Source organism: Psychrobacillus sp. FSL K6-1415 (genome assembly GCF_038003185.1).
GTDB classification, from domain to species: Bacteria; Bacillota; Bacilli; order Bacillales_A; family Planococcaceae; genus Psychrobacillus; species Psychrobacillus psychrodurans.
Window position 1 is genome coordinate 1,087,074 of sequence record NZ_JBBOOQ010000001.1, and the last position, 25,797, is coordinate 1,112,870.

Here is a 25,797-nt window from a genome sequence, read left to right on the forward strand (position 1 = left end):
GTATCATATTGTCTGCACAATCGGTTCACCAAGCATATAAAAATAATAGTGTTAGTACTGCTTCACCAGGGGAATTGACGTTAATGCTTTATAATGGATGCTTAAAGTTTTTAGGAAAAGCAAAAGTTGCAATTACTGAACAAAATATTCAAGAAAAAAACGTTAATTTGCAGAAGGCACAAAAAATTATTCAAGAGCTTATGGTGACCTTAAATATGAATGTTGAAATTTCAAAGTCAATGATGCAAATGTATGAATACATGAATCACCGTTTAATTGAGGCCAATTTAAAGAATGATTTACAAGCTATTGAGGAAGTAGAAAGTTATACATTAGAGTTTAGGGACACTTGGAAACAGGTCATTCAGTTAAATCGTCAAAAACAATTTACTGGAGATCAAGCATAATGGGCGAGGTAGAACAATTTTTAGCCGCATCTGAAGACTTATTCTCCCATTTAGCTACAATTCCGTCTGATGATGAACGAACAGAGTTTATCGATCAGATAAATGTTTTACTAGATGCTCGAGAAGAGGCAATCAAGAGATTAGATGAAACTACTATTTCTACACATGCTTCGTACAATCATTTACTGGAGTTAGATAAAGGTATAAATGAGCGATTGGAAAAAGTGATGAATGTCGTAAAAGGAGACCTTAAAGATCTTCAACAGAAGAAACGACATGAAACCTCATACACAAACCCTTATGCAGCTACACAAACTTTAGATGGTATGTATTTCGATAATAAAAAATAACAATACACCGACTTTCGAATCAATGAAAGTCGGTGTTTTATTATGCTTGTACTAATTATTTCATTACCTAATTCCATAGTATTTGTGCATTGCATCAATTTTTAATTTCAAACTTATATTCCTTCAACAACCCCTCCAACTTCAACGCCAGCCCAATACTCCCATCGACTTTCAACTTCCCAAACATAAATGCAGTAGTGCTATTCAAATCACCCACTAGTAGTTTCATAAAGTCTTTCGAGCTCAATGTTAACTTGCAATCTGCTTTTGTTGAAGTATCATCTGTTACCTCTGCAGTTCCACTTGCTAAGATTAGCTGTTTCACACTTGGATTATCTCCTGTTAAGTTGAATTCATAACGTACACTTTCGTTTTGAATTGGTGTTGGGTTCTCATTCATAGTAGTTTCAATTAATTGCCATGTTTCATTCATTTGTACTCATCCTCCTAATTTGTGAGTGAATATTCATTCATGTATTTATTTTCTCATATTTCCCTCTTATTGACGAGCTAATATTTCCTGGGAAATTGGTCGATTTCATAATTACTAATTTCAATATAAAAAAAGAATACTAATGTGATATTATATTCAATTATCCATCCGCTTATTTTATGTGTACTTCGCTGATTGGAGCGTAAGGTGGCGACTCCAGCGGGAACAGCGCGAGCTGAAAGCCCCGCAGGAAAGACATTGGCCGAACTTTGTTTGACCAATGTCTTTGCGACGAGTAACCGCAGGAGCATATGTTTTCGTAGTGACGAGGAGATTGAAGCCGTGCCCGCGGAAAGCGTCCGCCTGGAGTGGAAATCAACTTTGTTTAGATTTCACTACTAATTACTTCATTATGAAATTGACTTAATTTAATAAAAATTATAATGTGATTATTTAATAGAAATGGTATGATGAAGTTAATAGTTAAATAGAAGGAGGGTCTTTATGTTCAAGAAAGTGCTTATAGTAACGGTTTTATTAGTGACATTTGCATCATCTGCTAGTGCCAATACCTTATATGAAGTTAAAAAAGGGGACACATTAACAAAAATAGCTAAGATAAATAAAGTAGCGGTTAATGACCTTCGAACGTGGAATAAACTAAAGAAAGATAGTATTTACGTTAAACAGAAATTGATCGTGAAAAAAACAACAGTTGCTACTAAAACAACAACAAATGTAGTCTCTAATAACCCAAAAACAATAGAGACTACAAAGCCTAAACAGGAAACGGTAGTTCCGCCTGTTCAGGTGAAAGATGAACAACTAATTATTGCTCCGTATGCTGTGCAAGCAATGAAATTATCAACTGAAGGACAAGCTATATACTCTTTTATAGTAGATTTTGCAAAACATTTAGAGGGCATTCCATATTTATACGCTGGTAATACGATGGCTGGATTTGACTGTAGTGGTTTTATTTATTTTATTCATTCGCAGGCAGGGTTGGATATTACAAGACAAAGTAGCGATAGTTATTTTACACAAACTGCTAATGTGGCGGTCCCGGTTATAGGGGATTTGGTGTTTTTCGAAAATACATATAAACAAGGAATCTCTCATATGGGAGTTTACTTAGGAGAAAATAAATTTATCCATGCGGGGTCAAAAGGTGTAGAAGTGGCGAGTTTAGAATCCTCATATTGGAAAGAACATTTTGTTTCATTCAATCGATTCAATTCGTTAACTGTCAGATAAGTAGCAAGGGGGAATATGCATGAAATGGACTATTGCTAGGAAAATGTGGCTTGGTTTTGTTGCTATTTTAGTATTATTAATCACTGTGTCGGTTTTATCGATTATGACGATAATCGACAGTAGTGAAAAGTATCAATTTTTATTGGATGATCGAGCGGTTAAGGTAAATCTTGTGAAAGAAATTGAGATTTCGCAAAAAGACACTGCTAGTGCAGTATTGGATTATTTAGTATCTAATACTGATGCAGCAAGACAAAACGTCGATGTACATCAGCAAAGAACTACTGAATTGACTGCTGAGTTGCGAAACAATTTGTTTTCCCCTGAGGCGTTAGAAATGATGACAGAGTTTGATAAGAAAAATGATATGTTTGCCGCTATTAATGTAGATGTAATAACAGCACAAACAAATAAAGATACATCAACAGTTAATAAACTAACTGGAACATCGAAAACGCTGAATACAGATGCGCTATCCATTTTGGGCGAAATTGAGCAGTTTTTACAGGCTGATATGGATAAAACAAGAGAAGAGCTTTCAGGTTATGAGGTTTCAGCTAAAATATTTATGAGCTGTTTAGCTATATTGGGAGTTATACTAGGGGTTCTTTTAGCGTATTTTATCAGCAGAAGTATTTCAAAACCAGTGAAACGTGTTACCGCAGGTCTTACAGAAATTGCAACTGGTAACTTAACCGTAGAACCTATAGTGATTAAAAATAAAGATGAAGTAGGCGAAATGGCGACAGCCTTCAATATGATGTCTAAAGACCTGCGTCAAATAGTTTCTGGAGTTCGGGATTCTTCTATGCAGCTTGCTGCTAATGCAGAGGAACTTTCGGCGAGCTCAGAAGAAAGTTTGGCATCCTCACAAATGGTAGCGAAATCTGCCGAAGCTCAAATGGTTTCGAGTGATGAACAAGTGCAGCATATGGATACTTCGGTCCAGTCGTTGACAGAGCTATCCCAAGGCATCGGTCAAATTAGTGTTAGTAACGAAGAAATGTTACATGCTGCAAATGATGTACAAAATCTAGTCCAAAAAGGTTCTAATGTTGTATCGGAAGTTGCTAAACAAATGGATACAATCCACTCTACTTTTAATGATACGACGACTATTATGCAAAATATGGAGAAGCATTCCAATGATATACAAACCGTCACTTCTTTAATAACGGATATATCAGAACAGACCAATCTCCTTGCCTTAAACGCAGCTATTGAAGCAGCTAGGGCTGGTGAATATGGCAAAGGCTTTGCTGTTGTAGCGGATGAGGTACGTAAACTTGCAGAGCAGTCTAAAAACTCTGCGACGGAAATAGCTTCAATGGTTCAACTGATTCAAAGTGCTTCTGGTGATGCTGTACGTGCTATTATTGATGGCGGCAAGAAAGTGGAAGCCGGCATCGCTAAAACAACGGAATCTTTAACGGTATTCCAAAATATTGAAGAAGCAGTAGGAGAGGTTGGTTACAAAGTGGGATCTGTTTCTGCAGCTATTGAACAAATTCAGGCAATGGCAGAGTCAGTTTCTCAGGGGGCTATAGAAGTACAGAAACTCGCAAAACTTGCAGCAGATGGTGCTAATGATACGAGTGCCGCAACGGAGCAACAAATTGCTGCAAATGAAGAAATTTCGTCCAATGCGCAGGCACTTGCAGATCTTGCAGAAGCGTTACAAAATAATGTTAGTCACTTTAAAATATAGCTTAAGTTTTTATATCCTATGTCGTTTAATACGGCATAGGATATTTTGCTGAAATGATTCAAAATGTATATGTCCAAATACCCTTAATTTATGTATAATAGTATAGTTACTTGGATTTATATAATGTAGTTGTATAGGAAAAAGGGGATATATATGAAGTTAACGATTTCAAGGAAAATGTGGTTTGGTTTTTGTGCGGTTTTAGTATTATTAGTAATAACTAGTATTCTTACTCAAAGTGGAACAACAAAATTAACAGATAGATATAAGGATTTACTCGATGATGATATAACTAAAATTAATCTAGTAGAGGAAATTATAGTTATACAAAAAGACATGTCAACAGCCGTTTTAGAGTTTGTTATGTTAGGTAAGAGAGATGCTGTAGATAAGTTTGATGCTGAGATAGAAAAAGGTATGACTGCAGCTAGAACTTTAATTGAAAAAGCTACTGATGCAGAATCGGTTAAGTTGATGAAAGATCTTCAAACAGAAACAGAAAAGTTATTTGAAAACAATAATAAAATTATTGAGCTAAAATCTGCAAATAAACCATTTGAAGAGTATACAGCAAAATCTTCTGAACTAAATGCAGGTGTACTTGTTATTTTAGCTGAAATAAAAAAAATTCAAGAAGACAGTATGGCAGATACAAGAACAGAGTTAGAGGATTATGAAGATAAAACAGCGATAGCACTTAATATTATAACTGTATTAGCAATTGTTGTTGGTATTTTAATATCATACTTTATAGGTAGATCCATTTCTAAACCAATTCAAAAGGTTACAGCTGGTCTTGAGGAAATTGCAAAGGGTAACTTAGCGATTGAGCCAATCATTATTAAAAACAGAGATGAAGTCGGTGTAATGGCGACTACCTTTAACAAAATGTCGAAAGATTTACAACAAATCGTATCAAGTGTCCGCGATTCTTCTATGCAATTAGCGGCGAATGCAGAAGAACTTTCTGCAAGCTCTGAAGAGAGTCTTGCGTCCTCTCAAATGGTAGCGAAATCTGCTGAAGAGCAAATGGTTGCAAGTGAACAACAGGTAAATCATATGGAGTCATCCATGAGTTCAATGGGAGCACTCCAACAAGGCGTATCAGAAATCGCATATAGTAATGATGAAATGCTACAAGCAACAGATGGCGTGAAAATACTAGTAACAAAAGGTTCCTCTGTTGTTTCTGAAGTAGCTGATCAAATGGAAACAATTCATACTACGTTCACTGAAACAACTGAAATTATGAAAAACATGGCTAAACACTCGGACGAAATACAAAACATTACATCACTGATTACGGATATTTCGGAACAAACGAACCTTCTTGCATTAAATGCTGCAATTGAAGCAGCACGTGCTGGAGAATACGGTAAAGGATTTGCTGTTGTAGCAGAAGAAGTTCGTAAACTTGCAGAGCAATCGAAAAAATCTGCGTCTGAAATTGAGTCGATGGTTCAGTTGATTCACTCTGCCTCTGGATCTGCTGTTAAAGCAATAACAACTGGTGGAGATAAGGTAGAGCAAGGTCTTGCAAAAACTACAGAATCTCTAAATGTATTCAATGAAATTGAAACTAGTGTAGGGGATGTTGTTCAAAAAGTAGAACTAGTGTCGACTGCAATTGGACAAATTCAGGAAATGGCTAATTCTGTTACAGAGAGTGCCGGGAAAGTACAAACACTTGCTACACAGGCTGCGGATGGGGCTAGTGATACAAGTGCGGCGACTGAACAACAATTAGCTGCAAACGAAGAAATATCTTCCAATGCACAATCTCTAGCAGATTTAGCAGAGAAACTACAAAATGAAGTAAGTCATTTTAAACTATAATTTTCAATGACTCTAAATCGTCAGTTGGATTTAGAGTCTTTTATCGCTAATAAAAAATATAAATTGTTATTAGAAGAAAAGGGGATAATATGAAGCTAACAATTTCTAAGAAATTATGGGGTGGATTTTCAGCAGTATTGGTTTTATTAATAATAGCGAGTGTCATGTCTATGTGGACAACAAATGATGTGTCGACTAGATATGATTCACTAATCGATGAAGAAATGGAACGTGTGTCTCTAGTCGAGAAAGTGGAAGTAATTCAAAAGGAAATGTCCACATCAGTGTTAGAGTATCTAATGTTCAGTAAGCTTTCGTCTGTAGAGAAACTAGAAGCCGATTATAAACAAGTTATGGAGATTATAACTTCTTTATCTAAAGATCTTAATAATAAAGCTGCAATAGAAATAGTAGAAAAGTTACAGGATCAATCCAAACAGTTATATGAAGCAAATACTGAAATGATTGAGCTGAAAAAGGTCAACGGTATGTATCAAAAGGCAGCATCTCAATCTACTCAGCTTAACCTAGAAATTAGTGAAGCATTAGTTGAATTAAAAACAATTGAGGAAAAAAGTGCGAGTCAAACAAGAGAAGAATTGGATACATATGTGACAATGTCAAATATTATTACATTATTACTTACTATTCTTAGTGTTGTAATTGGAATCCTTGTATCTCACTTCATCAGTAGAAGTATAGCTAGACCTATTAAGAAAGTAACAAACGGTCTCGCGGAAATAGCAGAAGGTAATTTAACGATTGAGCCTATTGTTATTAAGAATAGAGATGAAGTAGGCGAGATGGCATCAAAGTTCAATAAAATGTCGAATGATCTACAACGAATTGTATCTGGTGTCCGCGATTCGTCGATGCAGCTAGCAGCAAATGCGGAAGAACTATCAGCGAGCTCTGAAGAAAGTCTAGCTTCCTCCCAAATGGTTGCAAAATCTGCCGAAGCGCAAATGGTCGCAAGTGAAGAACAAGTTGGGCAAATGAATGCCTCTATGCACTCCATGACAGACTTACAAGAAGGGGTTTCCCAAATTGCTTCTAGTAATGGTGACATGTTAAAAGCAACCGATGGTGTACGATCACTAGTAACACAAGGATCTTCTGTAGTTACAAATGTTGCTAGCCAAATGAATACCATTCATGAGACTTTCAATGAAACTACAGAAATCATGAAAAACATGGCGAAACATTCCAACGAGATTCAAAATATTACATCGCTTATAACAGACATTTCTGATCAAACGAATCTACTTGCATTAAATGCAGCAATTGAAGCAGCTCGTGCTGGAGAATACGGAAAAGGCTTTGCAGTAGTTGCAGAAGAAGTACGTAAATTAGCAGAGCAATCCAAAAACTCTGCTTCTGAAATAGCATCAATGGTACAGCTAATCCAATCAGCTTCTGGCTCCGCAGTAAAAGCAATTACTACTGGGGGAGAAAAAGTTGAAGAAGGCATAACGAAAACAACAGAATCATTAAATGTCTTCCAACAAATTGAAGCAAGTGTAGATGATGTAGTCCAAAAAGTAGAATCCGTTACAATGGCAATAAGTCACATTTCAGAAATAGCAAGTTCCGTAACAGACAGTGTCCAACAAGTTCAAACACTAGCAACACACGCTGCGGACGGAGCAAGCGACACAAGCGCTGCAACCGAACAACAACTAGCAGCAAACGAAGAAATTTCTTCAAGTGCACAATCTTTAGCAGATTTAGCAGAAAAACTACAAAATGAAGTAAGTCATTTTAGAATATAAAACAAGAAACGACACCTATTTGTACTAGCAATAGGTGTCGTTTTTTGCATAAAGGAAGGGGAATGTTGCGAGAAGGGCTTTATATGTTGAGTAAATGGCATAAATCGTTGTGCCAAAATGAAAACATTGCGCAAAAATATCCCTGCAAATTTACACAAAAGATAATCACAAATTGTTAGGGAACACCATATCGAATATATATTAAAACTAGGGAGCACCCCTATTTATGTCTAAATTATCTTTTAATATTCTTGAACTCGTCACAAAAGATTCGATGAAAATAAAGTATACTTGCAGTAGGGAGTTGTTTAGAAATGTATACATTTATTATATTCATACATGTGATTAGTGCAGTTTTATCAATTGGACCATTTTTTGTTCTATTTCCTTTATTAAATAGGATGAAAGGTAAAAATAAAGAAATGTTAGATACATCATTAGAGGTGTTTCAAGCGGCGATTCGTCTAGTGAAACACGCTGGTCATGTGCTTGTTGGTTCAGGCATTCTCCTTGTTTGGCGGGGAAATTGGCCGTGGACGACATCATGGGTGATTATGACAATTCTAGTTATGGCAAGTTCCATATTATTTCTGGCTAAAGCATTTAAGCCTAATATTCGTGAATTCCAAGCAGGAACGATTGATCTTGATACACTCATAAAAAAATTAAACTCTAACGTGTGGAAATATATTTTATTATTACTAATCATGCTATGGTTCATGGTTGCAAAACCTAATTTATGGTAACGGAAAAACCTTTCTCTTTGTTGAGAAAGGTTTAGCTTGACGACAAAAGTATTTTTATAAACTGCTATGAGTAATAATAAATATCTTTAAAGAAGTTGCTTTATCTAAATAAAAGTATATATAGTGGAAACCTTTAAGGAGTTGTTTATAAGGCAAGGACGACCACGAAGACTCCTGTGGGAACAGCTTGAGCAGAAGACCCCGCAGGAAGGACATTGGTCGAACTTTGTTTGACCAATGTCTTTGCGACGAGTAACCGCAGGAGCATATGTTTTCGCAGTGACGAGGAGGCTGAAGCCAAGCCCACGGAAAGCGAAGTGGTGGCCCTTGCCGATTTTAGTATACAACTCTATGCACCAAAAATTGAGTTTCTCTACAGTCTGAACCTTTCTCTTTGTTGAGAAAGGTTTTTTTATTAACTTGAGATTCGCAGAGCCGAACTTGCGATTTGCCCCGTTTGATTTGCGATTTACCCAATACAACTTGCGATTCTCCGTCCGCAGTCCCTAAACCCTCTCGCAAATTGCGATTCCCAAAGCTGATCTTGCGGTTTGCCCCAATTGATTTGCGATTTACTGCATACAACTTGCGATTCTCCGTCCGCAGTCCCTAAACCCTCTCGCAATTTGCGATTCTCAAAGCCAAACTTGTGATTTGCCCCAATTGATTTGCGATTTACTCCATACAACTTGCGATTCTCCGTCCGCAGTCCGTAAATCCTCTCGCAACTTGCGATTCACAAAGCCGAACTTGCGATTTACCCTGTTTAATTTGCGATTTACCCCATACAACTTGCGATTCACTTTCCGCAGTCCTAAATCCTCTCGCAATTTGCGATTCACAAAGCCGAACTTGCGGTTTGCCCCAATTGATTTGCGATTTACTCCATACAACTTGCGATTCTCCGTCCGCATTCCCTAAATCCTCTCGCAATTTGCGATTCGCAAAGCCGAACTTGCGGTTTGCCCTGTTTGATTTGCGTTTTACCCGATACAACTTGCGATTCTCCGTCCGCAGTCCCTAAACCCTCTCGCAATTTGCGATTCTCAGAGCCGAACTTGCGATTTGCCACGTCTGTTTTGCGATTTACTCCATACAACTTGCGATTCTCCAACCGCTGCCCGTAAATCCTCTCGCAATTTGCGATTCACAAAGCCAAACTTGCGATTTGCCCGTTTGATTTGCGATTTACCTCATTCAACTTGCGATTCGCCATCTACAGATATAATATCAATTCCCAAAATAAAATTCATCTGTCCACGCTCATCGACAACAACAAAATCTTCCATACTCCCGTCATTTTAAAAAAAAGTTCACAATTATTTTTCATTCTTGCGAAATGCGATATATCGCAGATGTAAGCGATTACAAACAAAAAGAATATTCAAAAATAACTGACAATTATAAAAAAGGGTGTTGACGCGGCATTTCAAAGGCGATATGATATCAACAATATATTAAATATTGTGAGAAAATTCACAATGAATTAATATTCAGAGCTGCAAAGCTAAACGCTACATAAGCGGAAAGTATAGGAGCGATTGAATTGAGAAGTGACATGATAAAAAAAGGCGTCGATCGCGCCCCACATAGAAGCTTACTTTACGCTACTGGGGTCAAGACGAAAGATTTAGATAAACCGTTTATCGGTGTTTGTAACTCCTATATTGATATTATTCCAGGACATATGCATTTAAACAAATTTGCAGAGGTCGTGAAAGAAGCAATTCGGGAAGCTGGAGGAATTCCATTTGAGTTCAACACGATTGGTGTAGACGATGGGATTGCAATGGGTCACATAGGGATGAGATATTCACTTCCGAGCCGTGAGCTTATTGCAGATTCTGCTGAAACAGTGATTAATGCGCACTGGTTCGACGGAGTGTTCTACATTCCAAATTGTGACAAAATTACGCCGGGAATGCTTATGGCAGCGGTAAGAACGAATGTCCCATCTGTATTTGTTTCAGGTGGTCCGATGGAAGCTGGTACTTCAGCTGATGGGAAACAACTTTCACTCACATCTGTGTTTGAAGGGGTAGGGTCTTATAAATCTGGTGGCATGACAGCGGAACAACTACTTGATATTGAACAAAATGCATGTCCAACATGTGGTTCATGTTCAGGGATGTTCACAGCTAACTCCATGAACTCTTTAATGGAAATGTTAGGAATGACACCACCGGGTAATGGAACAATTATTGCAACATCGGATGAACGTCATCGCCTCATAAAAGAGGCGGCACATCATCTTGTACGTATGGTTAAAGAAGATGTAAAACCAAGAGATTTGATAACAAAAGAAACAATCGATGATGCATTTGCACTCGATATGGCAATGGGAGGTTCAACAAACACTGTCCTCCACACATTAGCAATTGCACACGAAGCTGAAATCGAATACGACGTGAGAGAGATCAATGAAGTTGCTAAGCGTATTCCTTATTTATCGAAAATTATGCCTGCATCTGATTACTCCATGCATGATGTTCATCTTGCAGGAGGGGTTAGTGCCATTATAAAAGAGCTTTGCGAAATTCCTGGAGCGGTTCATCCAGATCGGCTAACGATTACTGGTAAGTCACTCTATGAAAATGTGAAAGAAGCAGAAATTACGAATGATCAAGTCATACGCCGAAAAGAAAATCCATATAGTCCTGTAGGTGGCTTATCCGTATTATTCGGAAATATCGCTCCTGAAGGCGGAGTTATTAAAGTAGGTGCAGTGGACCCTTCTATTAAAGAGTTTACTGGTAAAGCAATTGTATTTGATTCACAGGAAGCTGCACAAGAAGCTATTGATGACGGTATCGTTCAGGCAGGTCATGTAGTGGTTATCCGCTATGAAGGTCCAAAAGGTGGACCAGGGATGCCAGAAATGCTTGCTCCGACCTCCGCCATTCAAGGACGTGGATTAGGAACTCAGGTAGCACTTATAACAGACGGTCGTTTTTCCGGAGCATCTCGAGGAATTTCCATTGGACATATTTCTCCTGAAGCTGCAGATGGGGGTCCGATTGCTTTAGTGCAAAATGATGATGTGATCGCTATTGATTTAACAAATAGAACAATAGATTTGAAAGTTAGCGATGTGGAATTAGCTACCAGACAAGCAAACTTACAACCATTTGAACCAAAGATTAAAAAAGGTTATTTAGCAAGATATTCAAAATTAGTAACATCAGCAAGCACTGGTGGAGTAATGAAAATCTAATTTAGTTAAGCAAATAATTGGTTTGATGAATTAATTTAGTTCTGCATTAAAGAATTTTTATCGAACTTATTCGAGAACGCAAATAAGCTAAGGCGAATTTGATTAAATCTAATATTTAAATCATTGATGAGGCAAAAGTTAAAGGAATCTTGTATTTACAGAGAGTCGGTGTGGTGGGAACCGACAGTACAACCTTTAGCGACATCCCCTCGGAGTGAAGTGTTGAATGGGAAACCTAATAGATACTTCCGGGTGTAGTTTAGCTACTCTCGTTATAAATGGATGGTGGGCGTTTGTCTGCTATCTGCGAGGTAGCGGTTGCGCTACGAACTAGGGTGGTACCATGAAAAGAATTTCATCCCTATACAAAAAACGAAGGTTTATTTGTGTGGGGTGAAATTCTTTTCTTTTTTATAAATTAGACTTCAGCAATTTAAAGCGCAAAGTCGAAAAGCTTTTCTAAGTAAACTGGACGATTTGATAAAAAGGAGGAATTAATGATGAAGTTGACCGTTGAGGAAGCTGAGCAAGTTTATGATGAGCCGATAACCACAAAGGCTCCTAGACAATTGAATGGTGCGGATATTTTTATTGAAACGTTAAAGAAACATCAGGTAGAAGTAATATTCGGTTATCCAGGTGGAGCGGTTTTACCTATTTATGATGCATTGTACAAAAATCCGATTAAGCACATTCTTGCCAGACATGAACAGGGAGCTATTCATGCAGCAGAAGGGTATGCAAGAGTTTCAGGAAAAGTTGGAGTAGTGATTGCCACTTCTGGACCTGGTGCAACGAATTTAGTAACTGGTATTGCCGATGCGATGATGGATTCAATTCCACTGGTTGTGTTTACAGGGCAGGTTGCTACAACCGTGATTGGTACAGATGCTTTCCAAGAGGCAGATATTATCGGTATAACACAGCCTATTACCAAACATAATTACCAAGTTAAAGATGTAGCAGATTTTCCAAGAATCATTAACGAAGCTTTTCATATTGCTTCTACAGGTCGTCCAGGACCAGTTGTCGTAGATATACCTAAGAATATGGCTACGAGTTTGTTCGTAACGCCGGAGGAAAACTCACAGGAAGTGAATCTTCCAGGATACCAGCCAACGACAAAACCAAATTTTTTACAAATTCAAAAAGCAGCGCAAGCTATTTCTACTGCAAAGCAGCCGTTAATTCTTGCGGGTGCAGGCGTATTATTCGCAAAAGCAACCGATGAACTAGCTGTATTTGCAGAAAAATATCAAATACCGATAACGAACACGCTTTTAGGGTTAGGTGGTATCGAAGGAAATCATTCACTTTTCCTAGGAATGGCGGGAATGCATGGAACGTATACAGCGAATATGGCAATCCAAACCTGTGATTTACTCATAAATGTTGGTGCAAGATTCGATGACCGTCTAACAGGAAATTTAAACTACTTTGCACCAAACGCAAAAGTAGTTCATATAGACATAGATCCAGCGGAAATCGGTAAAAATGTTCCTACAGAAATTCCAATCGTAGCGGATGCAAAAGAAGCTTTAGAAGCATTACTTGCGCAAGGTTCACCGAACGGGAACACAGCGGCATGGCTAGAAAGCTTGAATATTTCCAAAGAGCAATACCCATTTCATTATCAAGCGAGTGAGGAACGTGGATTACTTCCACAGCAAGTTTTAGAGCTAGTCCATGAGTATACAAACGGAGATGCTGTTGTCACAACAGACGTTGGGCAACATCAAATGTGGACAGCGCAGTACTATAAATTCACTCAGCCGCATAACTGGGTAACATCTGGTGGACTTGGAACAATGGGTTTTGGTTTCCCAGCAGCAATTGGAGCACAGCTAGCTAAACCGAACGCGAAAGTAGTTTCAATCGTTGGTGATGCAGGTTTTCAAATGACGTTACAGGAGCTATCACTTTTACAGGAGCTAAGAATTCCAGTAAAAGTTATTATTTTAAACAACCAAGCTCTTGGAATGGTTCGCCAATGGCAAGAGACATTCCATGGGGAAAGATTTTCGCAATCACTTATTCCGGTTCAACCAGATTTCGTGAAGTTAGCGGAGGCCTATGATATTAAAGGTTATAAAATTGAAAAGTTTGAAGATGCGAAGGTGCTATTAAAAGAAGCGCTAGAATCCGATGAGCCAGTATTAATTGATTGTCGAGTAGTACAAAAAGAAAGTGTCTATCCAATGGTTGCTCCAGGTAAAGGGTTACATGAAATGATTGGAGTGAAGCCAGAATGAAACGAATCATAACAGTAACCGTGATCAATCAAAGCGGAGTTCTCAATCGTGTTACAGGTCTACTCATGAAGCGGCAGTTCAACATAGAAAGCATCACTGTTGGGCATACAGAAAATCCTGAAATATCCAAAATGACATTTGTCGTAAATGTGGAGGACGAACAAAAGCTTGAACAACTATTAAAACAGCTGCAAAAACAAGTAGATGTGCTAAAAGTGAATGATATTACAGAAAAACAAATTGTTGTAAGAGAGTTGGCACTCTTGAAAGTCGTATCGCCACCAGCTGTAAGAGCAGAGATTAATAGTATCATTGAACCTTTCCGAGCTTCTATTATTGATACTGGAAAAAATGTTGTCACATTCCAAGTCACAGGTAGCCCTGAGAAAATTGATGCATTTATTGATTTGTTAAAGCCTTATGGCATAAAAGAGCTGACAAGAACAGGCGTAACTGCTTTTGTTCGAGAGACACAAAAAGTAAATGCACCACAGTTATCTATTTTAAAATAATGACTTTGGAATATTTTAGTTTTGGTATTTAGAAACTTTATAGGCGGAGACTCCAGTGAGAGGGCTCACAGACCGCGTAAATCAGCAGATGTGATTAATGAGTCAAAATAATATAAAAAACCCAAATTCGAGGAGGAAATAACAATGGCTAAAATGTATTATAACGGAGATATCAACGAAGGACTTTTACAGGACAAAAAAATCGCAATCATTGGGTACGGATCACAAGGTCATGCACACGCACAAAACTTAAAGGATTCAGGATTTGATGTAGTTGTAGGTATTCGTGAAGGTAAATCATTCGATCAAGCAAAAGAGGATGGTTTAGAAGTATATTCCGTAAAAGAAGCGGCTGAAAAAGCGGATGTTATCATGATTTTATTACCAGATGAAAGACAAAAAGCTGTCTATGAAGCTGAAATTCAACCTTCATTAAAAGCTGGCAAAACACTAGTATTCGCCCATGGCTTCAACGTACATTTCGGTCAAATCGTTCCTCCATCAGATGTGGATGTATTCTTAGTAGCACCAAAAGGTCCTGGTCATCTAGTACGTAGAACATTCGAAGCAGGAGCAGGAGTACCTGGATTATTCGCAGTTTATCAAGATGCAACTGGAGTGGCAAAAGACCTAGCACTTGCCTATGCTAAAGGCATCGGAGCTGCTCGTGCAGGCGTTTTAGAAACAACATTCAAAGAAGAAACAGAGACAGATCTATTTGGAGAGCAAGCAGTACTTTGTGGTAGTACAACAGCTATCGTAAAAGCTGGTTTCGAAACATTGGTAGAAGCAGGTTACCAACCAGAGCTTGCTTACTTTGAAACATTACACGAACTAAAACTTATCGTTGACCTAATGTATGAAGGAGGAATGGCTACAATGCGTTCTTCTATTTCAGACACTGCGGAGTGGGGAGATTTCGTCTCAGGTCCACGCATCATCGACTCATCCGTAAAAGATCGTATGAAGGACGTCCTAACAGACATTCAAGACGGTACTTTTGCAAGAGAATGGATTAAAGAAAACGAAACAGATCGTCCAAAATATAATGCTATTAAACAAGCAGAATCTGAGCACCAAATCGAAGTGGTTGGAGCAAAACTTCGCGAAATGATGCCTTTCATCAATGAAGGAAAAAAAGTCAAGAAAGAAGTGGTGACCAGTGCGCAAAATTGAATTCTTTGACACAACTCTACGTGATGGCGAACAATCAGCTGGTATTAATCTAAATACAAAAGAAAAGTTAGAAATTGCTCGTCAGCTTGAAAAGTACGGTGTTTCCATTATTGAAGCAGGGTTTCCTGCTTCATCACCTGGAGACTTCGAAGCAGTTAAACTAATTGCGGATACAGTGAAAAATTCAGTTGTTACTGGTTTGGCACGTTCGATTAAGAGTGATATCGAGACATCCTGGGAAGCGCTAAAAGGTGGCGTGCAACCACATCTGCATACATTTATCGCAACTTCCCCAATCCATATGCAATATAAGCTAAATAAAACACCTGAGCAAGTAATTGAGATTGCTGTTGAATCTGTGAAGCTAGCGAAAAAATATTTTCCACTTGTACAATGGTCGGCAGAGGATGCAACCCGCTCAGACAAGGATTTCCTTGTACGGATTATGAATGAAGTGATTAAAGCAGGCGCAACAACGATTAATATTCCAGATACAGTAGGCTTTGCAACTCCTATTGAATACGGTGCTTTATTCAAATACTTAAGTGAAAACGTAACAGGTATCGAAAAAGTGAAATTATCCGCTCATTGTCATGATGATTTAGGAATGGCTGTTGCCAATACTTTAGCAGCTATTGAAAATGGGGCGACTCAAGTAGAAGGTACTATTAACGGTATCGGTGAACGTGCGGGTAATGCGGCACTGGAGGAAGTAGCTGTTGCATTACATATCCGCAATAATTATTACCAAGCCGATTCCGGGATTTTATTGAAAGAAACGAAACGTACTAGTCAGCTAGTTAGCCAGCTGACAGGTGTTGTTATTCAACCAAATAAAGCGGTTGTCGGAAAAAATGCATTTGCCCATGAATCTGGTATTCACCAAGATGGCATGCTTAAAAATCCGGAAACGTATGAAATTATTACACCAGATTTGATTGGGGATGTGGCAACTGAGCTTGTGCTTGGAAAACACTCAGGACGTCACGCATTCTTTAGCAGAGCAGTGGAAATGGGCTTCCAATTAAGTGAAGAGAAGCTAAATGCAGCATTTGTAGCATTTAAGAAATTAGCTGATCGTAAAAAAGAAATAAGTGAGGAAGATTTATTTGTTTTATTGACAGACCAGCAGGTGAAAAGTGGAGAAGTGGAAGTGTATGAATTAGAGGAACTCATCATTCAATATGAGAACAATGTTCCAACCTCTACGATTACAGTAAAAGTTCCGTCTGGTGAAAGTGTAATGGAAACTTGTGCAGGATCAGGTGCGGTGGAAGCTATTTTCAATACACTTGAAAAACTTGTCAAAGGCGAGGTTCGTATTTTAGACTATCGTGTATCTTCTGTCTCCAAAGGGCGGGATGCACTTGGAGAGGCAGTTGTTAATTTAACATATAACGGCTTAACGACAACTGGTCGAAATGCTTCTCAGGATGTATTGAAAGCATCTGCTAGAGCATACATCAATGCTATTAATCGTCAATTAGTAAACGTTCAAATAAAAGAGCAAGCCGCGGTAGGACAATAGTTGATACCCGCTCCAGGCGGACGCTTTCCGCGGGCACGGCTTCAATCTCCTCGTCACTGCGTTCCTGCGGTGCTTTCAGCTCGCGCTGTTCCCGCTGGAGTCGCCGCCTTGCGCTACAATCAACGAAATCCTTAAGCTAATTGGATAAGATCACATAGATATTCGTGTTTTCATATGAATTTGACTTAAATCTAAAAATGGGAGTGAATGGGATGGAAAAAACGATAACGGTATTACCGGGAGATGGAATCGGTCCAGAAGTGACAGAAGCAGCAGTAAAGGTGCTTCATGCAATTGCAAAACGTTTTAACCATACGTTTAACTTGCAATACGGATTGATCGGTGGGGCAGCAATTGATGCTTGTGAAAATCCCCTACCACAAGAAACGATAAACGTATGCAGTAAAAGTGATGCCATCCTTTTAGGCGCAGTAGGTGGGCCAAAGTGGGATCAAAATCCATCTCATTTACGCCCGGAAAAAGGACTGCTAGCTATTCGGAAGCATTTTGGATTGTATGCGAATATTCGTCCTGTAAAAGCGATTCCCGCATTACTTGAAGCCTCTCCTCTTAAAAAGGAAGTGGCAGAGGCGGTAGATTTAGTAATTGTACGTGAATTGACAGGTGGTTTATATTTTGCAGAGCCACGTAAGAAAACTAATGATTACGCAGTCGACACTTTAGTTTATACACGCAGTGAAATTGAACGAATTGTGGATACTGCTTTCCAATTAGCAAGGAGCCGTCGTGGCAAGCTTGCATCTGTAGATAAAGCAAATGTATTAGATTCTAGTAAATTATGGCGTGAAATCGTCGAAGAGAAAAAACAAGGCTATCCTGATGTAGAAGTAGAGCATATGCTTGTGGACTCAACTGCGATGAAGTTGATCACGAAGCCAGATTCATTTGACGTAATTGTTACGGAAAATATGTTTGGTGATATTTTAAGTGATGAGGCTTCCGTAATCACCGGTTCCTTAGGCATGTTACCGTCAGCAAGTACGAGTGAGGATGGATTTGGTTTATATGAACCAGTCCATGGCTCTGCGCCTGATATTGCGGGGCAAAATAAAGCAAACCCAGCAGCAACAATTCTTTCAACTGCAATGATGCTACGTGAAGCATTCCAAATGGAAACGGAAGCAGCGGCTATTGAAGAGGCGGTATTTAATGTATTGAATGACGGTAATTTCACAAGTGACCTTCAAATAAAAGGGAAACGAGTGCTGTCTACAACGGAATGGACCTTAAAGGTTATAGAAGAATTAGACTCAGAATTTGTATCAGATAGTATTATGTTTTCTTATGTCTAACCAAAAGGAGTGGAACTAAATGGTAAAAACGATTATTGAGAAAATTTGGGATGAACATATTGTGTATGAGGAAGAAGGTAAACCAGACCTTCTCTATATCGATTTACACTTACTCCATGAGGTGACATCTCCGCAGGCTTTTGAAGGGTTACGACTAAATAAACGTAAGGTTCGTCGGCCAGATCTATGCTATGCAACAATGGATCATAACGTACCTACTCGGAATAGAGAACAGATCAAAGACGTTATCGCTCGTAAACAAATCACTACTCTTCAACAAAACTGTGAAGAATTTGGGGTTCCACTTGCCAATATGGATCATCCTGACCAAGGGATTGTGCACATTATTGGACCAGAGCTTGGTTTAACACAGCCTGGTAAAACAATTGTTTGTGGAGACAGTCATACATCTACACATGGTGCATTCGGGGCAATTGCTTTTGGTATAGGTACTAGTGAAGTAGAGCATGTTCTTTCTACTCAGACACTATGGCAGGCTAAACCAAAAACGATGCAAATTAAAGTAACGGGTGACCTTGGGTATGGTGTTGCTGCAAAAGATATTATTTTAGCGATTATTTCAAAGTTTGGAATTGATATGGGAACAGGTTACATCGTGGAATATACTGGTGAAGCGATTCGTAAGCTATCAATGGAAGAGCGCATGACCATTTGTAATATGTCCATTGAAGCAGGAGCACGAGCTGGATTGATTAGCCCGGATGAGACAACGGTTGAATTCCTTAGAGGTCGTGAGCATGTTCCTTCAGGTGAAGCATTTGAGAAAGAAGCTGCTCGTTGGTTAGCTTTAGCGACTGATGAGGGTGCTATTTACGATAAAACTGTAGAAATTTCTACAGATGAGATTGAACCATTTGTAACATGGGGTACAAATCCTTCTATGGGTTCTGGTGTATCGCAAAATATTCCGTTCACATCTGATTTCATGGAGACAAGTGATCAACAAGCACATGAAAAAGCACTAGCTTACATGGGTCTAGAACAGGGAATGCCTCTAGAGGATATAGCTATTTCGAATGTATTTATCGGGTCCTGTACAAATGCACGTTTAAGTGATCTTCGTACAGCAGCCAACGTAATTGCTGGTCGTAAAGTGCATCCAAACGTAACAGCCATTGTCGTTCCGGGATCCCAAACGGTAAAAAAACAAGCAGAGCAAGAAGGGATCGATCAAGTATTCCTTGATGCAGGATTCGAATGGCGTGAGTCGGGCTGCAGTATGTGCCTTGCGATGAATGAAGATGTCGTGCCAGCAGGGGAACACTGCGCCTCTACATCCAACCGCAACTTTGAAGGTCGTCAAGGAGCTGGTTCCAGAACGCACCTGATGAGTCCAGCAATGGCAGCAGCAGCAGCAATCGAAGGACATATTGTAGACATTCGCAAATTTCAACTTAATACAGCAGGGGTTTAACCCTTACTGTATTAAAGGAACTCTGGCTAAAATCGCCGCGTCCTGCAGCAACGCCTGTGTGACCAACACCCTGCTGGCTTAAGTCTCCGGCGGATGTCACAGATTTTTTAAAGGAGTAAATTGATCAAGGTGGGGCCTGCGTGATGCAGGTCAGTTAACCGTTGTCGCAAGGATGCGACCAATTTATGTTAACTTCAACTCTTGATCTGGAAGCAATTACTCCAAGGCGAAATTGATCTAGTAAATGCATAAGGAGGAAAACCAATGGAGCCTATCAATGAAATAATAAGTGTCATAACACCTTTGAATCAAAAAAATGTAGACACTGACCAAATAATTTCGAAAGAATTTCTAAAACGCATTGAACGTACTGGTTTCGGTAAATACCTATTTTATCACTGGCGATTCGATGCAAATGATGAGCCAATTAAAGACTTCGTATTAAACGATGAACGATATAAAGATTCTACTATATTAATAGCACATGACAATTTTGGTTGTGGCTCCTCCCGTGAGCATGCACCATGGTCTATTTTGGATTATGGCTTTCGAGTAGTCATTGCACCAAGCTTTGCGGATATCTTCTATAATAACTGCATGAAAAACGGGATTTTACCGATAAAGTTATCGGTGGATGAAGTGGAAGCATTGTTAAGTAAAGAAGTGTATAACGTAGTAGTAAATTTAGAAGAGCAAACGGTAACAGGTGCGGACGGTATTGTGTATTCATTTGACATTGATCCATACCAAAAGAAAATGCTTCTAAATGGATGGGATGAAATTTCGTTAACCTTCCAATATGAAGATAAAATAAAAGCTTACGAAGATAAAAAAATAGCTAATTAGGAGATGGTTTTGTTGGGAATTCATACGACACTGTAGGTTTATATCTAGCATCTGAGAAAGTAGCGGAGTTTGCGCATCGCACACCGTGTAAAAAATCGACGACATTCAATAAAATTACCGAGAAAAATGTGTTTTTGAAATTAGAAAACCTGCAAAAAACTGGGTCATTTAAAATTAGAGGCGCTATGAATAAAGTATCGCAGCTAAGCGAAGCAGAGTGTGCCAAAGGATTAATCGCAGCCTCTGCTGGTAACCACGCACAAGGTGTCGCCTTCTCTGGTAAAGCACGAAATGTGCCAGTCACGATTTTCATGCCGCTTGGAACACCCGTTTCGAAAGTAAATGCTACGAAAGGGTATGGAGCAACAGTCAAACTAATCGGTCAAAATTTTGATGAAGCGTATATTGCTGCTCGTGAGGAACAACTTCGAACAGGAGCAACATTCATCCATCCTTTTGACGATATGGCAGTTATCGAGGGGCAAGCAACCGTAGCGATGGAAATGCTTCAGCAGCGTCCAGAGCTAGATACGATTGTTGTGCCAGCAGGCGGAGGAGGCTTACTAGCTGGTACCCTTCTTGCAGTGAAATCCATCAGTCCTGATATCCGAGTTATCGGAGTCCAATCCAGAAACGCTTCTGCAATCGCCTTTGCTTATAAAGGAAACGGTCTGCTACCATTTTTAGGCAAATCAATCGCTGAAGGTATTAACGTGAAAACACCAGGCAATTTGACTATGAACATTATTCAAGCACTCGTGGACGATGTAATCACCGTGAGCGAACAAGAAATAGCATCTGCCATTCTCTTCACGCTTGAACGTGAAAAAACGCTCATTGAAGGTGCGGCAGCTGCAGCTGTAGCGGCAGTATTGAATAACCGCATTCCAGAATCCTCCCAAAATGTGGGCATAATCGTCAGCGGTGGCAATATCGATGTCAGTAAACTAGTCGAATGCCAACAGCTATCTACGAGTATGCCATTAGCTAAATAACGACTCTCGAACACCACTAGCCATTGAGCTAGTGGTGTTTTAATACTGTAGATTAACCAAATCCATATAGGGAATAACTAAAATATTCGACAGCAAAACAAAACTCAGTCCCCATTAGACCGAACTTGCGATTTGCATGCCCTATATTTCGATTCTATCCTGTTAATTTGCGATTTGGTGCGCAGATTTTGCGATTCTCGCTAACTATCTTGCGATTCTGCCCCATGAACTTGTGATTCACTCTTCTATCGACTTAACCTAAACTCATCACTTGACTTCACTAGGTAACAAAAATATAATTACTTACGAAAAGTAACTAAAAAACTAACAAATTTACTGGAGGATTTCAAATGAAATACCATAATAAACCGCACACATTTGTAGATTTAGTAGAGCTAAAAGTAGTGGATCTTCAACGTTCACTAGAATTTTATGAAAATATTATAGGCTTTAAAGTACTAGAGCAACAGGCCGACAAAATTTTACTTACTGCTGATGGGAAGAATGCACTGCTTTCTATTGAACAACCTTCGGGTATAATGCCAACACAGCAAAAAACAACTGGGTTATATCACTTCGCTCTATTGTTACCGACACGTGCAGATCTAGGGGCAGTTTTAAGACACTTTGCAGAGAGTAATATTCGCATTGGAGCGGGAGACCACTTAGTTAGTGAAGCACTTTACTTGAATGATCCAGACGGAAATGGAATTGAGATTTACAGTGATCGTCCAGATTCTGACTGGAAATGGGAGAATGAATACGTCGAGATGGCTACATTACAAATTAATGCGCAAAGTATCTTAGCGGAAGGTGCAAACACAGAATGGAATGGGCTACCTCAAGGAACTGTAATGGGACATATTCATTTGCATGTTTCTGAACTTGATGCATCAAAGAAATTTTATACCGCATTAGGCTTTGATGTTATGACACCTAATTATCCTGGAGCATTATTTATGGGATCAGGCAAATATCATCACCATATTGGTTTAAATACTTGGGCTGGAGTTGGCGCTCCTCCTACACCAGAGAACGTAGTTGGTTTAAAGACATTCTCAGTAGTTTTTCCAACAAACGAAGAGCTACAAGCTGCAATTACTAATGTCATAGAAATTGGTTCAGATATTGTGGAAGAAAATGGAGTATTTGTTGTGCAAGATCCTTCCCAAAATAAAATTAAATTAATTTTAAAATAAAGCAAGAGGCTGGGACAGAACCCCAAAACAGCATTTTTCTCTGTGAGAAAAATGCTGTTTTTTGCTGTGCACAAAATTGATTTCCATTCCAGGGACGCTTTCCACGGGCGTGGCCTGAGCCTGTAGTCTCAGGCGTCACGCTATTCCCGTAGGAGTCGCCCCTCCATTCCAATCAATTTTATTAAATATCCATTATTTAGTAAAGTTTTCTCCTAATCCAATAAAATTTCTACTTCTGTCCCAGCCTCTTTCAGCTTGACGACAAAAGTATTTTTATAAACTGCTATAAGTAATAATAAATATCTTTAAAGAAGTTTCTTTCTCTAAATAAAAGTATATATAGTGGAAACTTTTAAGGAGTTGTTTATAAGGCAAGGGCCACCACGAAGAGTCCTGTGGGAACAGCTTTAGCAGAATGCCCCGCAGGAAAGGCATTGGTCGAACTTTGTTTGACCAATTCTTTGCGACGAGTAACCGCTGGAGCATATGTTTTCGCAGTGACGAGGAGGCTGAGGCCAAGCCCACGGAAAGCGAAGTGGTGGTCCTTGCCGATTTTAGTATACAACTCTATGCACCAAAATTTAAGTTTGTCTACAGTCCGTAATGACTCTGAGCTATCGGAGTCATTTTATGTCTTCTCCCTCATTTATAATTTCTTCAGCATACCGCCACCGATTATTAAAATCTATGTGTTTACTTGGGAGCAAAGAAATGTGATTTTTTACTGGAATTCAGCCGCTTCGCAATAAATTCACTCGAAATTACTTATTCTAATCTTTCTCTTCTTCCTCTATAGATTCTTCTCTTTGGTCAGCAACTATTTGTTCTACCTCTCTGACACAATTTACTTGAATTCGACTTAGACCAGCTATATTGATAATTATGTAGTTTCTTGCGCGCGCATTCGACAATCGACCAGCCCTAGTTGGAATAGATTCGACAGAATTAGACTGTCTGTGAATGATGAGAAATATTGACGTATTTCGGAAAATCGCTCTAAACGTACACCAAGTTTTAAAAATCAACTTTGTAAAGTTCATGTTAAGTTTCAGAAAACACAATCATTTCTTTAATGGATTATGCTATATTTCAACTGGGGAGGTCGGAATACCTATGAAAAAATGGTCTGTTATTCCACTGCGAATGAAGTATTTAATTGCAATTTTTAGTTCCTTTATCTTATTCGGGGTGATGGCTGTTTTATTAATCATCCAAGTAATTCACAATCAAGAATTAGCTGACGATATGGAAACTTCGTCACATAGTGTGGAAAGTATAGATATTATGCGATCGGAGGTTGCGAGTTTATACATTGCTATATCCAATTTCGCAGGAGATCCATTGGAAGAGTTCGATCAAGATTATAATTTGACAAAAGAGAGTTTAGCAAGTCAACTAAATGTAGCTAGTAAGCAAATGCCTAATGTAGATTGGAAGGCTTTTTTAGAAACGTTACAATCAATTCAAACTACATACGAGAATAATTTAAAGGAATCGGTTGTCAATAAAGAAAATGTTGCAAAACGAAGACAGCTTCAATCTATAAATGAAAAATACACTAGCCTGACTTTGATATTAGAAGAAACTAGACAACATGAATCTGACAAACGACAGCTTTCAATAGAGGAAATGTCCAAAAGTCAGAAAAATACCATTGTTATTGTAGTTACTGCTTTTCTTATAGCAGGTTTACTATCACTTGCTTTAGTTTTAATAACAAATAGACAAATTAAAACCCAGCTAGCACAAGTAGTTTTATCTGCAAAAGATATATCTGAAGGAAATTTAAATAGCCAACCATTACAAGTTTTAGCGAACGATGAAATTGGTGAAGTATCGAAAGCGATGAATGAGATGCGAGGAAATCTTATAGATATCGTAAAAACTATTAAATATACTGCAGAGAAATTGAGTGGAAATAGCGCAGAGTTAAAAGAATACTCCACTAATACAGTAGATAGCACAAATATCGTCAAATTAGCTATTCATGAAACGAGTGGAAGTATGCTAAAGCAAAAGGAAAGTTCTATAAGTATCCGTTCCTTTTTAGAGGAGTTTTCACAGACTTTTGGCGAAGTAACAGAAAAAGTAATTGAATTGACCGAGTATTCCACAATTGCTGTACAAATGGCTGATGAAAGTGCATCGGCATTGAAAAATGCTGCTGGTGAATCGGCAAAATTACGAACATTATTTAAAGAAGCTGATGCAGAGAGAAAAATACTGCAAGAGCGGACTGAGGAAATAGCACGAATGACTACAATCGTCCAAACGATTTCCAAGCAAACTAACTTATTGGCATTAAACGCTGGAATAGAGGCTGCCAGGTCGGGTGTACATGGTAAAGGATTTGCAGTTGTAGCGGAAGAAGTAAAAAAACTTGCAGATGAAGTGTCTGGTACAGCTTCCACAATTCATCAGATATCTAATTCTATTACTCAACAAGGGACTCAGATGGCAAGCGTTTTTGCTGATGGATTGGCTACATCCAAAAATAACGCGGCAACGTTTGAGATGCTGCATCATAAAATGGATAAAATAGTTTCCTATATACGAGATTCCAAAAATCAAAATGATTATATGAAAGATTCTATTTTAACGATTGAAGAAGAAAAGAATACTTCTGAGAAACTCATATTTGCATTAATAGAATCAATCGAATCTAACACAGCGCAAATGGAGCACACTGAGGACATGCTTTTATCTAATGTTCAGACAATCGAAATGCTTTCTAAATTGATAAATAATGTAAGTGAACAGGCAATTATTTTGGAGAAATCAAGCACTAGATTTGTCATATAAATTAGTCCTAACAAGT

Annotated in this window: 19 protein-coding genes, 1 pseudogene and 1 other annotated feature; of the genes and pseudogenes, 18 read left to right on the forward strand and 2 right to left on the reverse strand. The window is 38.7% G+C overall.

What is annotated here, in order from left to right; translation table 11 throughout:
* Positions 1 to 8 precede the first annotated feature (8 nt).
* Positions 9 to 407: a flagellar export chaperone FliS gene (gene fliS / locus MKY60_RS05045; RefSeq protein WP_090563347.1), complete on the forward strand. Its 399-nt coding sequence runs from the start codon at positions 9 to 11 to the stop codon at positions 405 to 407.
* Positions 407 to 757 (forward strand): flagellar protein FliT, encoded by a 351-nt coding sequence (locus tag MKY60_RS05050; protein ID WP_340928937.1) that lies wholly within the window; start codon positions 407 to 409, stop codon positions 755 to 757. Before fliS ends, MKY60_RS05050 begins: the two co-directional genes overlap by 1 nt.
* Positions 758 to 851: 94 nt before the next feature.
* Here the strand turns inward: MKY60_RS05050 and MKY60_RS05055 are convergent, their stop codons facing one another.
* Complete coding sequence (locus MKY60_RS05055; protein WP_340928939.1) at positions 852 to 1,190, reverse strand: SCP2 sterol-binding domain-containing protein; 339 nt, start codon at positions 1,188 to 1,190, stop codon at positions 852 to 854.
* Between the two features lie 504 nt (positions 1,191 to 1,694).
* Between MKY60_RS05055 and MKY60_RS05060 the strand changes: the two genes are divergently transcribed.
* The 15 genes and pseudogenes from MKY60_RS05060 to MKY60_RS05130 all read left to right on the forward strand — a co-directional run bounded on the left by MKY60_RS05060 (position 1,695) and on the right by MKY60_RS05130 (position 22,979).
* Positions 1,695 to 2,447, forward strand: coding sequence for a C40 family peptidase (locus MKY60_RS05060; RefSeq protein ID WP_340928941.1), 753 nt, complete (start codon positions 1,695 to 1,697; stop codon positions 2,445 to 2,447).
* A 19-nt stretch (positions 2,448 to 2,466) separates the two neighbouring features.
* The gene (locus MKY60_RS05065; protein WP_340928943.1) at positions 2,467 to 4,155 is read left to right on the forward strand and encodes a methyl-accepting chemotaxis protein; all 1,689 of its coding nucleotides are present in this window, start codon (positions 2,467 to 2,469) and stop codon (positions 4,153 to 4,155) included.
* A gap of 153 nt (positions 4,156 to 4,308) precedes the next feature.
* Positions 4,309 to 5,991 carry a methyl-accepting chemotaxis protein gene (locus MKY60_RS05070; RefSeq protein ID WP_340928945.1) on the forward strand — a complete coding sequence of 561 codons (1,683 nt, stop codon included), beginning with the start codon at positions 4,309 to 4,311 and terminating at the stop codon, positions 5,989 to 5,991.
* 89 nt (positions 5,992 to 6,080) lie between these two features.
* Positions 6,081 to 7,763, forward strand: a complete 1,683-nt coding sequence (locus MKY60_RS05075; protein WP_340928947.1) for a methyl-accepting chemotaxis protein — start codon at positions 6,081 to 6,083, stop codon at positions 7,761 to 7,763.
* 314 nt (positions 7,764 to 8,077) lie between these two features.
* Positions 8,078 to 8,509: a hypothetical protein gene (locus MKY60_RS05080; protein WP_340928949.1), complete on the forward strand. Its 432-nt coding sequence runs from the start codon at positions 8,078 to 8,080 to the stop codon at positions 8,507 to 8,509.
* Positions 8,510 to 10,055: 1,546 nt separating this feature from the next.
* Positions 10,056 to 11,723 (forward strand): dihydroxy-acid dehydratase, encoded by a 1,668-nt coding sequence (gene ilvD, locus MKY60_RS05085; RefSeq protein WP_090563332.1) that lies wholly within the window; start codon positions 10,056 to 10,058, stop codon positions 11,721 to 11,723.
* A 114-nt stretch (positions 11,724 to 11,837) separates the two neighbouring features.
* Positions 11,838 to 12,089 (forward strand) — a binding site (T-box leader).
* Positions 12,090 to 12,220: 131 nt separating this feature from the next.
* On the forward strand, positions 12,221 to 13,975 hold the full coding sequence (ilvB, locus tag MKY60_RS05090) for an acetolactate synthase large subunit (protein ID WP_445677982.1): 1,755 nt from the start codon (positions 12,221 to 12,223) through the stop codon (positions 13,973 to 13,975).
* Positions 13,972 to 14,487 carry an acetolactate synthase small subunit gene (gene ilvN / locus MKY60_RS05095; RefSeq protein WP_090563328.1) on the forward strand — a complete coding sequence of 172 codons (516 nt, stop codon included), beginning with the start codon at positions 13,972 to 13,974 and terminating at the stop codon, positions 14,485 to 14,487. Before ilvB ends, ilvN begins: the two co-directional genes overlap by 4 nt.
* A 144-nt stretch (positions 14,488 to 14,631) precedes the next feature.
* The gene (ilvC, locus tag MKY60_RS05100) at positions 14,632 to 15,663 is read left to right on the forward strand and encodes a ketol-acid reductoisomerase (protein ID WP_269920480.1); all 1,032 of its coding nucleotides are present in this window, start codon (positions 14,632 to 14,634) and stop codon (positions 15,661 to 15,663) included.
* Positions 15,650 to 17,191 (forward strand): 2-isopropylmalate synthase, encoded by a 1,542-nt coding sequence (locus tag MKY60_RS05105; RefSeq protein WP_340928952.1) that lies wholly within the window; start codon positions 15,650 to 15,652, stop codon positions 17,189 to 17,191. The genes ilvC and MKY60_RS05105 overlap by 14 nt, the downstream gene beginning before the upstream one ends.
* Before the next feature lie 212 nt (positions 17,192 to 17,403).
* Positions 17,404 to 18,504 (forward strand): 3-isopropylmalate dehydrogenase, encoded by a 1,101-nt coding sequence (leuB, locus tag MKY60_RS05110; RefSeq protein WP_340928954.1) that lies wholly within the window; start codon positions 17,404 to 17,406, stop codon positions 18,502 to 18,504.
* Between the two features lie 19 nt (positions 18,505 to 18,523).
* The gene (gene leuC / locus MKY60_RS05115; RefSeq protein ID WP_340928956.1) at positions 18,524 to 19,939 is read left to right on the forward strand and encodes a 3-isopropylmalate dehydratase large subunit; all 1,416 of its coding nucleotides are present in this window, start codon (positions 18,524 to 18,526) and stop codon (positions 19,937 to 19,939) included.
* Positions 19,940 to 20,203: 264 nt separating this feature from the next.
* The gene (leuD, locus tag MKY60_RS05120; protein ID WP_090563320.1) at positions 20,204 to 20,785 is read left to right on the forward strand and encodes a 3-isopropylmalate dehydratase small subunit; all 582 of its coding nucleotides are present in this window, start codon (positions 20,204 to 20,206) and stop codon (positions 20,783 to 20,785) included.
* An 83-nt stretch (positions 20,786 to 20,868) separates the two neighbouring features.
* Positions 20,869 to 21,780: pseudogene (locus MKY60_RS05125) on the forward strand (threonine/serine dehydratase); the annotation flags it as partial.
* A 350-nt stretch (positions 21,781 to 22,130) separates the two neighbouring features.
* A complete protein-coding gene (locus MKY60_RS05130; RefSeq protein ID WP_340928958.1) occupies positions 22,131 to 22,979 on the forward strand; it encodes a VOC family protein in 849 nt (282 codons plus the stop codon).
* A gap of 770 nt (positions 22,980 to 23,749) precedes the next feature.
* On the opposite strand, the gene MKY60_RS05135 is transcribed toward MKY60_RS05130, so the two are convergent.
* On the reverse strand, positions 23,750 to 23,890 hold the full coding sequence (locus tag MKY60_RS05135) for a hypothetical protein (RefSeq protein ID WP_340928960.1): 141 nt from the start codon (positions 23,888 to 23,890) through the stop codon (positions 23,750 to 23,752).
* A gap of 202 nt (positions 23,891 to 24,092) precedes the next feature.
* On the opposite strand from MKY60_RS05135, the gene MKY60_RS05140 reads away from it, so the two are divergent.
* Positions 24,093 to 25,781, forward strand: a complete 1,689-nt coding sequence (locus tag MKY60_RS05140; RefSeq protein WP_241595628.1) for a methyl-accepting chemotaxis protein — start codon at positions 24,093 to 24,095, stop codon at positions 25,779 to 25,781.
* Positions 25,782 to 25,797 lie beyond the last annotated feature (16 nt).